General features: G+C 68.7%; 9 protein-coding genes and 5 pseudogenes. 6 read left to right on the forward strand and 8 right to left on the reverse strand.

Annotated elements, in window-relative coordinates:
- Together ACIPSA_RS50745 and ACIPSA_RS50750 are read right to left on the reverse strand one after the other, a co-directional pair.
- Positions 1-321, reverse strand: a 321-nt coding sequence (locus ACIPSA_RS50745; RefSeq protein WP_402648987.1) for a helix-turn-helix domain-containing protein, incomplete at its 3' end; no start/stop codon positions are given.
- Positions 322-761: 440 nt separating this feature from the next.
- Positions 762-1,190 (reverse strand): organic hydroperoxide resistance protein, encoded by a 429-nt coding sequence (locus ACIPSA_RS50750; protein ID WP_402648966.1) that lies wholly within the window; start codon positions 1,188-1,190, stop codon positions 762-764.
- A gap of 136 nt (positions 1,191-1,326) precedes the next feature.
- On the opposite strand from ACIPSA_RS50750, the gene ACIPSA_RS50755 reads away from it, so the two are divergent.
- Together ACIPSA_RS50755 and ACIPSA_RS50760 are read left to right on the forward strand one after the other, a co-directional pair.
- Positions 1,327-1,488 carry an LLM class flavin-dependent oxidoreductase gene (locus ACIPSA_RS50755; protein ID WP_402648969.1) on the forward strand — a complete coding sequence of 54 codons (162 nt, stop codon included), beginning with the start codon at positions 1,327-1,329 and terminating at the stop codon, positions 1,486-1,488.
- Positions 1,489-1,575: 87 nt separating this feature from the next.
- Positions 1,576-2,262, forward strand: a complete 687-nt coding sequence (locus ACIPSA_RS50760) for a winged helix-turn-helix transcriptional regulator (protein WP_402648971.1) — start codon at positions 1,576-1,578, stop codon at positions 2,260-2,262.
- A 276-nt stretch (positions 2,263-2,538) separates the two neighbouring features.
- On the opposite strand, the gene ACIPSA_RS50765 is transcribed toward ACIPSA_RS50760, so the two are convergent.
- Both ACIPSA_RS50765 and ACIPSA_RS50770 read right to left on the reverse strand, forming a co-directional pair.
- The gene (locus tag ACIPSA_RS50765; RefSeq protein WP_402648974.1) at positions 2,539-5,244 is read right to left on the reverse strand and encodes a multicopper oxidase domain-containing protein; all 2,706 of its coding nucleotides are present in this window, start codon (positions 5,242-5,244) and stop codon (positions 2,539-2,541) included.
- Complete coding sequence (locus ACIPSA_RS50770) at positions 5,241-6,248, reverse strand: hypothetical protein (protein ID WP_402648977.1); 1,008 nt, start codon at positions 6,246-6,248, stop codon at positions 5,241-5,243. Before ACIPSA_RS50770 ends, ACIPSA_RS50765 begins: the two co-directional genes overlap by 4 nt.
- Here ACIPSA_RS50770 and ACIPSA_RS50775 point away from each other — a divergent pair.
- Positions 6,247-7,014, forward strand: a complete 768-nt coding sequence (locus ACIPSA_RS50775) for a DUF2249 domain-containing protein (protein WP_402648979.1) — start codon at positions 6,247-6,249, stop codon at positions 7,012-7,014. The genes ACIPSA_RS50770 and ACIPSA_RS50775 overlap by 2 nt on opposite strands.
- 82 nt (positions 7,015-7,096) lie before the next feature.
- Here the strand turns inward: ACIPSA_RS50775 and ACIPSA_RS50780 are convergent.
- Positions 7,097-7,269, reverse strand: a pseudogene (locus ACIPSA_RS50780) (uracil-DNA glycosylase); the annotation flags it as partial.
- 166 nt (positions 7,270-7,435) lie between these two features.
- Here ACIPSA_RS50780 and ACIPSA_RS50785 point away from each other — a divergent pair.
- Positions 7,436-7,792 (forward strand): annotated as a pseudogene (locus tag ACIPSA_RS50785) (DUF488 domain-containing protein); the annotation flags it as partial.
- 145 nt (positions 7,793-7,937) lie between these two features.
- Positions 7,938-8,351, forward strand: coding sequence for an STAS domain-containing protein (locus tag ACIPSA_RS50790; protein ID WP_402648982.1), 414 nt, complete (start codon positions 7,938-7,940; stop codon positions 8,349-8,351).
- A gap of 231 nt (positions 8,352-8,582) precedes the next feature.
- Here the strand turns inward: ACIPSA_RS50790 and ACIPSA_RS50795 are convergent.
- Positions 8,583-9,021: pseudogene (locus ACIPSA_RS50795) on the reverse strand (DDE-type integrase/transposase/recombinase); the annotation flags it as partial.
- A gap of 104 nt (positions 9,022-9,125) precedes the next feature.
- Here ACIPSA_RS50795 and ACIPSA_RS50800 point away from each other — a divergent pair.
- Positions 9,126-9,314 (forward strand): annotated as a pseudogene (locus tag ACIPSA_RS50800) (transposase); the annotation flags it as partial.
- Between the two features lie 84 nt (positions 9,315-9,398).
- On the opposite strand, the gene ACIPSA_RS50805 reads toward ACIPSA_RS50800, so the two are convergent.
- Both ACIPSA_RS50805 and ACIPSA_RS50810 read right to left on the reverse strand, forming a co-directional pair.
- A complete protein-coding gene (locus ACIPSA_RS50805; protein ID WP_402648984.1) occupies positions 9,399-9,917 on the reverse strand; it encodes a DUF2716 domain-containing protein in 519 nt (172 codons plus the stop codon).
- A 617-nt stretch (positions 9,918-10,534) separates the two neighbouring features.
- Positions 10,535-11,001 (reverse strand): annotated as a pseudogene (locus tag ACIPSA_RS50810) (hypothetical protein); the annotation flags it as partial.

Consider the following 11,001-nt stretch of genomic DNA (forward strand, 5'->3'; position numbering starts at 1 on the left):
TGGTCCTCGGGCACTGCACAGCAAAACGCCCGCGCCACAGCGCGGGCAGGAACTGCGAACCACGACATCTGACAGCGACGTTACACTGCGACTCCGGTTCGTCACCAGTGTGTAAGTGCCATCGGGCCAGGCAGCGCCGCGACTTGGGCTGAGCCGTGCGGCCGCAAGGCCAGGCCGGAGCGGGGCTCCGAGCGTGTTCTCCAGCCGGGCTGTGGTGCGGATGTCCGGCAGGACTTCCCCGCGCCGTAGGCGGCTGATCATTGCGTGTGAGACGCCGGCTTGCTCACCGAGGACTCTGAGACTGATGTTCGCTCGCGCGATGGCTTCATCGAGTCCAGGGGCGAGGGCCTGGGCGTAGCACGCGCTGGGCGGAGCGGCCGCAGCCTGATCGGCCGTCGGTTAGGATCCGAACTCGACGTATGCCGCTCGTATTTGCGGTGGTGATGGCCATGAAGGTGCCAAGCGTCGTTAGTCTCTGGGTAGGCCTCATCGACCAAGTCGCGGCCATCCGGACCGTCTACGCAAAGGCTTTCAGTGCGCGTAACGGATCTCACCACTCGCACAACCTGGTCCTGATGGCGAGGTCGACACCAAGCACGTGCCCGGCATTGTCACTACATGCGGCGCGGCCACACGTGCGTGGGACGGCCGGACCAAGACCGTCCCACGCACGCCAAACCCCTGCTACACTCCCCACCCCTAGGCCGTTGACCAGCAGAGATGCAGAAGTCCGGCTGGAGTATCAGGGGAACAGGTCGATATCACAGGCGGGTTCCGTTGACGACCAGTGCCACGCCGATGTTGTCGCGCGTGGCTCGGGAGTACGGGCAGACCTGGTGGGTCGTCCTGACCAGTTCGACCGCCTGCTCGTCGGTGATCGAGGACAGCGAGATGTGCAACTCGACGCCGAGTTCAAAGCGGCCGCCGTCGACGGGGATCAGCGAGACGTGCGAGTCGATCAACGCGTCGTCCGCTTTTAACTTGCTGCGCTGGCCGACCAGGGCGAGCGTCGTGCCGAAGCAGGCGGCGTAACCGATCGCGAAGAGCTGTTCGGGGTTGACGCCCTCACCGTCCCCGCCCAGCTCCTTGGGCTGTCGCAGCTCCAGATCCAGCCGTCCGTCAGTCGTGCGCCCGTGGCCGTTCCTGCCTCCGGCGACGTGTGCCTGCGCCGTGTACAGCGCCTTGGTCATCGTGCAACTCCCTTCGTGGCTACTGAAATATGAACCTGCCACTTCAAAAATAAGAAGTCAACAGCGTACGATCACCAACCTCAAGACGACGGGAGGGCAGCTGGGACTGGACTCGGTCTGGGCGGACGACAGCCCCGTGACCAGACCACGCGCGGATCCGATCCTGCTGGCGCACCAACTCGCCACCCTCGACCGGCTGTCGGGAGGCCGCCTGATCGCGGGCATGGGCGGCGGGTTCCCGAACCCGAATACCCAGGCCCGGTTCACACCCACGCCCTGGACGGCCCGCACGACGTGATGCTGACCGATCCGAAGCCGCCCGCCCGGATACTCCTCGATGTTTGCGCTCTTCAAGAAGCGGAAGCGCGAAGTCTAGAATGACGAAGTGGAACAGCGGACCTACAACCAGTACTGCGCGACCGCGCGCACCCTCGACCTCATCGGCGAGCGCTGGACGCTGCTGCTGATCCGCGAACTTCTGACCGGACCCAAACGATACGGCGACCTGCAGGCCAGCCTGCGCGGCCTCGGCACCGGACTACTGGCCGCCCGTCTGAAACACCTGGAACGCGAGGGGCTGGCGCACAAGATCACGCTCCCCCCGCCGGCCCGGACCCCCGCATACGCCCTCACCGAGGCAGGCGAGGAACTCGGACCGGCGATCCTTGAACTGGCCCGGTGGGGCCTGAAGTGGGCTATGGGTGAACGACGCGCGAGCGAGACGTTCCACCCGGGGTGGGCGGTGCTCGGCCTGCGAGCCTCTTTCGACCCCGAGGCCGCCGTCGGCCTCCACGCGGTGTACGAATTCCGCATCGACGACGAATTGTTCCATGCCCGAATCGACGACGGGACGATCGAGGCGCTTCACGGGCCGGCCCAGCACCCCGACGCGATCGTCACGATCAGCCAGGAGGCCTTCCTCCGCCTGACCGGTCAGGGCCTCACGTTCGCGGAGGCCATCGAGACCGGTGCCGCGTCAGCATCTGGCGACGAGGAGGCCCTGCACAGGCTCAGGGGTTTGTTCCGCCTGCCGACCCCGCATGCCCGGAAGCTGGACCAGGCTTCTCCCTGATCGGGAGTCTCCACGCCGCATGCGGTGGTAGGTCTCGCTTGCTGATGTTCGGCGGTTGGTTTTCGGTGGTCGGTGTTCCGGTTTCAGAAGCCGGAAGGCGGAGCTGACGGCGCGGCGTCCGAAGGCGCCGAAGCTGGTGGCCGATGAGCGGCTGCGCGAATACGTGCAGGACCAGCTGGCCGGGGAGATCCGACGCTCGCACGACAGGCCAGCGAAGGGGCCGCAGGCGTCGCGGGGACCAGCGCCGTTCGGTGCATGCCCCCGTACGCTCACCGCTCACCTCACCCGGAAGACGCCGTGCGCACCCCGTTCCGCGTCGCTCATGACGTGCGTGACGAACGGATAGTTGCCGGCCTCCGGGAAGGACAGCTCGACGAATCCGCCCGAGGCGGGGGCGAGATCGAGGACCTGCGCGCCCCCGCTCTGCGCCCCTCCTTGTCTCAAGGCGTACGCACCCTCACGGAACACCGTGTCGAACTGGCCACCCACGACATGGAACGCGCTGGACTCGTTCGGCCCGGCCGCCAGCACCCAGATCCGCACGCGCTCACCGGGCTTGGCGGTCAGCGGGTCGTGATCGTACTGGTTGGCATAGCCGTTGAAGGCGACCATGTCGTAGTCCTTGGCGTTCACCTTGGCGGCATCGGCCGTACCGCCCTGCTTGCCGAGGTAGAACTCCGACTGGACCAGCACGTATTCCCGGTCCACCGTGGGCAGGTCAGGCGGGTCGATGATCACCGCGCCGAACATGCCGTTGGCGATGTGCAGGGACATCGGCATGGTCGAGCAGTGGTACATCCACATGCCACTGCGGGTGGCTGTGAACCGGTAAGTCAGGGACTCGCCGGGCTTGATGGTGCGCATCGGCCCGTTCGGCGCGAGCGATCCGGCGTGGAAGTCGACCGAGTGGCCGATCGATCCGTCGTTGACGAGGGTGATCTCGAAGGTGTCGCCGACGCGTCCGCGCAGCACAGGCCCGGGGGCCGTTCCGCCGAAGGTCCACAACTTCTGCCGTACGCCGGGGGCGACCTCCCTTGTCACCTCCTTCACGGTGATCGTCCTCTTGTGGATCTGGTGGGCGGCTCTGCCGGTCGCGGAAGGGAGTTGGGCGTCGCGGGCGGTGAAGCCGGCGGCCGGCTCGGCCATCAGGTCGAACGCGTCCGCGGCGGTGTCCTTCGTGGCCGCGGACGTGCCTTGGCCGCTGTGATCGTGGATGGTCCCGCTGCTGCCCGTGCCGGAGTCCGAGCCGGCCCCGGTGACGTGTACGGCGAAGACCATCCCCATCTGCCGGTGGCCGACCATGGAGCACCAGCCCTCCAGCTCGCGGCCGACAACTCCCGCGTCCAGCGTGCCCTTCTGTCCCGGACTGAGCCGGTCGGTGCGGGCGCCGGTCTCCAGCACCAGGTCGTGGGTGTCGGTACCGGTGTTGTGCAGGGTGATCACCAGGCGGTTTCCGGCGGGCACGTCGACGGAGGACGGCGAGAAGCGCATGTTGCGGATCGTCACCGCGACCGTGGTGGTACGGCCGGTCGGCGTCACCGCGCCACCGTCGGCGCTCGTGGCGGCGGACCGCTCCACGATCGGCAGCGACCGCACGTCAGCCGCCCCGCCGCCCGCGACGGCCAGCATCACGACCGCGAGCCCGAAGGCAACGCCACCGAGCACCCGGTGCGGTCGCGCCGGGACCTCGGCCGGAGCCGGAGCCGGATCTCCTGGCGCCGCCCCACGGCGATTGCGCATCCCCCGTACGACCGTCAGCACGAGCAGCACCAGGAAGAACAGCAGCATCACCAGCAGTAGCACTGAGCACGCCACCCGCACCATCGACGGTACGGGCAGCACGCACAGCAGCAGCGCGGCGTTGGTGATGGCCAGCCGGGCCGGCCAAGCCCGTTCTAGGGTCACGGTGGCGGCGCGTACGGCTGTGGGGCCGCCGCCCAGGACCACGGGGACGAGGAAGCTCAGCGCGCCGAGCAGTACTTGGGCGATCCAGCCGGCGGCGAGCGGCGCGGTCAGCAGCGACGTGTGCTCCCCCACCGTGATCCAGGAGGTCGTGGAGACAAGGATGCCGGTCAGAACGGTCAGCGAGCCGGCGAGCCATCCGCATGCCGCGGCCACCGACCACGCGGCGAAGGAACGCGGTGCCTTCGCCCGGGCCTCACGCAGCCAGGGCCGGCCCGCGACGACCAGCCCCGCGGCGTAGACGACCACGCCGGGGGCGGCCAGGGGCGGCGGGCCGAGCAGGGTGCCGGTGACGGTGACACCGAGCCCGGTGAGCAGGACGGGAAGGGCGGCGCGGCCCGCTCGTTCCGCACCGTCCGCCACCCGCGTGCGCAGCATCGTCGGCCACAGGGTGATGAGTGTTCCGGCGACGGTGAGGCCGACCCAGCCGAGCAGGTTGATCGTCTCGTGGGCGATGCGCAGCCGTTCGGGCAGATCACCGGCGAGACCACCGCGAGCCATGACGACTCCGAGAGCGGCACCCACGGGCAACAGCGCAGAGGCGGCCACGTAGTAGCGCACGGTCATGGAGAACCGGCCGGGCAGCGCCCGCCGCATCAGTCGTACCAGCCATACGGCGTGCACCGTGACCGCCGCCGCGACCAGGCATGCACCGGCCAGGACGACGTACCACCGCCCGAAGAGCATGCCGCCGATCACGCCGACGCCACCGGCGTTCAGGCAGACCAGGCGTAGTGCGGCGGGGGCACCCCGGTTCGCCTCGGGCAGCCGCAGGACGGAGGCGGCGAAGTGGCCCGACCAGATGACGATCGCGTTGGTGACCGCCCCGAGCAGCAGCACATGGACGAGCAGCCAGAAGGCGTGCGGCAGGAAGTGGTGGGCGGACCCGACCGCGGCGAAGAGGGCGAGCCAGACAACCACGACCGCGTTCACGCCCAGGTGCCAGCGGGCGCGCGCGGAGCGGCCCGGAGGCTTCGGGGCGGATCCACTCGCCGTGGAGTGAGACAGGTTCGTGGTCACCGGGGGGTCCTCGGATCGGAGGGTATTGACGCGGAGGCAGCGGCGGACGCGGTGGCGGAGGCCGCTGCCGACGCGCGCCGCGTGGCGATGACGGAGGCGGTGGCCGCCGATACGACGAAGAGCAGCACGGCGACGATGTTGAGCACCCCGCCGAGCTGCCACGCGCCTCGGACGTCCCGCAGGTCGCCGACCAGCACGCGCAGCGCCAGTGACAGGTGCAGCAGCCAGGCAGCCACCGCGAGCGCCGGGTGGTAGGGCAGAGGACGGCGCAGGACGGCGGGCAGGATCACCGGGGCGTGCGCCATGATCATCGACATCACGAAGCCCAGGAACACGGCGTGCACCACCGCGTCGTACCGCGTCCCCTCGGTGATCGGCCCGGTGAGCAGCCACAGGGTGCCGGCCAGGCCCAGCCAGGCGTACCCGGCGAGCAGGCACGCCGCGGTGAAGCGGGGCAGGCCGGTGGAGCGCAGCAGCCGGCGGGCGACGTCGTGCACGACGAGCCAGGCGACCAGGGAGAGCAGCGCGGCGCCGAGCAGCACGGTGCCGACCGCGGGCCAAAGCAGGGTGGCGACCACGCCTGTGGTGACCGCGCCGACGCTGCACAGGAACGTCTGTTCCGCCGAGGGCGCCAGGAAGGCCACCCGGGCGAGTTCCAGCCGCTCTCCCGCGATGGTCAGCACGAGGAAGGCCACCAGCCAGGGCAGCATGCCCGGCACGTCGATCCCGCCCAGCCACAGCAGCGCCGCACCCAGTGCCGGCACGGCGCCCGCGGCCTGGGCGAGCAGGGCGGCGCTCGGCTGCCTGCGCCAGAAGCGTACGTACAGCGCGACCAGCGTCGCGCATCCGGCGACGAGCAGCAGCCGGGGTACGACCAGGTCGACCGGACTGAGCAGCAACAGGCCCCCGGCGCCGAGGCAGCCGGGGGCCAGATAGGCCCAGGGGCGGCCCAGGGCGACGGCGCGCTCCAGCGCGACCAGCGTGCCGGCGAAGCCGAGCACCATGGACCCCGAGGACGCCGCGGCCGCCGAAGCCGTCGAGGCGCATCACACGCAGCTGGCGGGTGACCTGGCCGGACGGGTCGCCATGCTGATCGCGGCCGCGGACCGTGACCCGGCGGCGGCCGACCGGGTCCGTGCGGAACTGGTCACCTTCTGCGACCGCGACCTGCTGCCGCACGCGACCGCCGAGGAGGAGACCCTCTACCCCGTGGCCTACGACCTGCCGGCCGCCCGCCTCCTGATCGACGGCATGCTCGCCGAGCACCGCAGGCTCACCGCGCTCGTCGACGCGCTGCGCACCGCCGGTTCGGCTGTGCGGGCGGCGACCGACGGCCGGGCGCTCCAGGTGCTGTTCGAGGAGCACCTGCAGAAGGAGAACACCCTGATCCTGCCGCTGCTGGCCGGCGCCCCGGACATCTCCCTCGCTGGACTCCTGGCGGGCATGCACGACATCCTCGGCCACGAGCACGGTGATGCCGGTGAGGCGGCCACGTCAGGCGGTGGCTGCGGCGGCACCTGTGGCTGCGGAGGTTCGGACGAGACGGACGTGCCCGAGCTGGACGTACGCGACGTCCCCCACTCGCTGCGGCATGCCACGGTCTTCGGCGCAATCGCCGCGGTGCCCTCCGGGCGGGCGATGGTCCTGGTCGCGCCGCACGACCCGCTGCCCCTGCTGGGCCAGATCGAGGACCGTCACCCGGGCGCGTTCGCGGTGGAGTACCTCCAGCGCGGCCCGGAGGCGTGGCGCCTGCTGCTCACGCACCGCTGACCACGTTCCTGGGCCGCGCCGGCATGCTCGTCGAGCACGCTGGGAGCCTGTCCGTATCAGAACTCAGCCATTTTCCCGACCTCCAGTCCCGAAACGCCCCGCGCCTGACCCGCGCGGCCTCTTCAAACCAGGCCACCAGGCGCGGGCAGGCCCGGCAGGTAGCCACCGCGGAGTCCAGTTCGTGCGGGGCCTCATGCGAGGAGCGTTCCGCGCGGGAAAGTCGTGCGACTCGAGCGGGAGACGCCTGCTGGACACACCATGCTCATCGTCAATACGTCGCGACCGGGCAGAACCCCGGCGGGTTCGCGTCTCCAGCTCCCGATAAAATGGGTGAGTCGGGAACTTCCGCCTTGCAGCAGGGGTACCGAGCTGTCCACCCACTCAAGGCTGAGGCGGCCGACCGATCTGGAAGGGCACTGCTATGGCCGAACAGATCACGTATCGCCGAGTCTACGAGGAGACCTCGCCGAAGGACGGCAGGCGCGTGCTGGTTGACCGGGTCTGGCCCCGGGGCATGCGCAAGGAGGATGCGCATCTGGACGAGTGGCTGCGCGATGTCGCGCCGTCGAGCGAACTGCGCAAGTGGTACGGCCATGAGCCCGGCCGCTTCACCGAGTTCCGTCACCGCTACCTGGCGGAGCTGGGCGACGCCGGGCACCGCGAGGCGGCCCAACACCTGCGCGACCTGGCAGCGCACGACAAGCTCATGCTGCTGACCGCCACCAAGGACGTAGACCACAGTCAGGCCGCCGTCCTCGCCGAGTGGCTGGCCAAGGGCCGGTTACCATCACGCGGAACACCAACGGTGAAGGTCACCGTCATCCACACCAACTGGCCCATGGCAGAGCACCGCGGGGTATGAGCTGACCGTTCGGGCCTCATCGTCCTCGGGGTCCTGCGCCGTCCAAAGACAGTGACGAGGGATGACCATGCGAACGAACATCATCCGGCACGAGAGCATGATGGTGAGCTATGACGTGGTCAACGGCTGGACCGTGGTAGAGGTCGACGGTGAGGTGGACGCCCACATCGCCCCCATGATCCGCGAAGCGGTGATCAAACTCCTTGACGAGGGACACCGCCACTTCGTCCTGGACCTGGGCTTCGTCACGTTCATGGACTCGATGGGACTGGGCGCGATCGTGGCTATCACGAAACGCATCCGTGAACACAAGGGCTCGTTGCGTATCGCGTTCGTCTCCGGCCGGATGGTCCGGCTCTTCGAGCTCAGCGGCATGCGCGAGAGCTACGAGATCTACCCCACGGCAGCGGAAGCGGCGCAATCCGTTCCCCGGCCCGGCAGCCTGGCGCACTGGCCACATCCGTCCTCCGGCTGAGTAACCGCCGCTTCGCCGAGTCCGATATCAAGATGGCGGACAACCTGCGGTGGGTTCACGGGTGTGTGAGGGGTGCGGTCTCCTTCATGGCATGCAGGGCGAGGGGGAGTGGGCGTAGGCGCCGCCTGCGCGCATTTCGGCCGCGACCCAGATCGCTTCCATGATCTCCTGGGGGCTGGTGCCCTTGCGCTGGGCCGGGCGGGTGTGTCCACACCAAAGGGGTCACCTCAGGATGTCGTGCCGGCGGCACATCTCGGCGAAGGCGGCCGCACTGTGTTGCGCGCCATAGTTGGTGTGGAGAACGATGCCGTGGACCCGGCTGCCGCGGGTGGCCATGGCCATCTCGATGGCGTCGGTGACCAGCGAGGGGTGCATGTGGTCGGCGATTGACCGGCCCACCGCCTTCCTCGAGCAGATGTCGATCACCGTGGTGAGATGGAGCCACGTCGCGCCGACGGCTGTGTAGGTGATGTCGCCGCACCACTTGGAGTTCGGTGTGCCGGCGGTGAAGGCGCGCATCACCAGGTCCGGCGCGGGCGGTGCGGTCCCGTCTGCGATCGTCGTCCGCTTCTTCTTCATCATTCTTCCGCAGGTGCCGGCCGGCGATGTGGTTGATCCGCATCAGCCGGGTGACACGCTCGCGGTTGATCCTTCGCCCCCTCGCACGCAGCGGGTGGATCATGCTCCGACGCGACACGCTGTCGCCTTGTCACGCCGCTGGGCTGGAGCAAGCCCGCCTCGCCTGCGCGGACATCACTCAGGCGTGCAACCTCGCTGGTCCGACACCGCCGCGGCCACCTGCTCGGCGAGTGGATCCGCCAGGCCGAGCGGTGTGACCTGCCTTCGATCCGCTCCTTTGCCAGCTTCCTCCGGCAGGACTTCGACGCCGTCACTGCCGGCCTCACTCTTGCCTGCAGCTCAGGCGTCGTCGAAGGGCATGTCCGCAGAGTCAAGCTCCTGAAGGGGAGCATGTACGCGTACGTCGTTCTCCCCTCTTACTTCCTCTTACGAGCGCGGATTCTTCCGCATTATGGGAAGGAGAGGACGTCACGTTACAGGCAACCTGTGACCAGCACGGCGCAGCGGCGGTCCCAGGACATCTTCAACCTCGGCGGCCACCGTATCCAGCAGCTCCTGGCCGAACAGACACACCGTGGACTCCCAGGGGTGCCCGAAGCTGCCAGGCCGGAACTCCCCCGAGAGATAGACGTAGTAGTCGCCGTCGGGGTATGGGCTCAGCGGCCATGGTTCCTGTCCATGACCGCCGATACGATGCGGAGCAAAGGAGTAGGAGATGTGCTGCCAGTCGAGCGCGAACAGCCTGGCCTCCGGCTCGACGCTCGCAGTCAGCCCCTGCTCGACAACCGCGACAAAGCGGTCTAGACGCGTATGGCCCGGGTCTTCGTCCAGTGACGCCAGACTCCATGTGACGGAGTCAGCCAGCTCCTTGATGGCAGGCCACTTGGCCGGGTTCACGCTCGGACGGAATGCGAACTCCGCATAGAAGCGATCCCAGACACTTCGGTACTCGGCTTCCGCCAACTCGGTTACAGACTCGTACTTCACCCGCACGGATGATCGATCCAGCCCTACGTGACCCTTTCGATGTGTCTCCCTCACGAGATCGCTGACAGAACCTTGAACTGGCTCTGGCCGGAGTTCCGCGAATCCGCAGGTCGGACTCCCGGGACCGCCGCATGCGTCGGAAGCTCGCCGCAGGAAGGGGCCAGGCTGGAAGGGAGGTTGCCAGTCGCCCCAGTGCGTCTTGTGGCCGGGCGGGAGCCAGGATTCCGTTCCTCCTGGATGGGGCCACTGGCGGCCCACCCATTCACCCTCCGGGATCGTGCCTTCCCAGCCGTCGGTGCACCGGTCGGCCCAGGTCCGGCCCAGCATGACCGGCCGGGTCACCACGCCGATGGCGACCCCCTGGCAGAGCACCGCTTAGCGTTGAGGTCGACGTCCCGGTCATCCGGGACCGGCCGGACGTCGTCCTCCTTGTGGTGCCAGTTGACCGGGTTGTTTCGTCCTCCCGTCCAGGGCCGGGATGGTGTCCAGGAGCCCGTTGAACCGGATCGGCGCCCTCGTGTCGCAACGCGCCGATCAATGCGGTGAACTGATCCGGGCTCAGCCCGGCGAGTACGGCCATCGAGGGCGGCTCCGATGCCGTCACCAAAGGGCAGAGCTCAGGGAGTCTCGCTGTCTGCCTCTTGTGGTCGCATAAGGTCAAGGGCGTCGCCCCATGCGTCCAGCACCTCGTCGTGTCCGGCCTCTCGGGCCGCTGTCTCGACAAGGGCGAAGAGGTGCCGTTGGTGGGACACGTCACCGGTGGCCGAGATGCGGTCCACGGCACGGAGCAGTACGTCGGTGTCCCAGCCCGGCAGCGGGTGCCGGGCGAGTTCCCACTCCAGGTACTTGTTGTAGGGGCGGGGGCGGCGGTCGAGAGCGAAGATCAGCTCAAGCAGGAACCGGATGCTGTCGGCGGCGTCGAGACGAGCCGCGAGAGTCTGGCCGTCCCGGTGGTTCTTCACGGAGCGATAGAGCGAGTTGGCATAGGCATCTAGTGCCGCATCAGGGAACGTTTGCCCTGTTGTGATGTGACGCGCCGTCCGGATGCCGTGCCGGGCGGCGTGTCGTTGCCAGGCTGTGCGGG

This window comes from Streptomyces sp. NPDC086549 (assembly GCF_044746205.1).
In the GTDB taxonomy this organism is placed as follows: Bacteria; Actinomycetota; Actinomycetes; order Streptomycetales; family Streptomycetaceae; genus Streptomyces.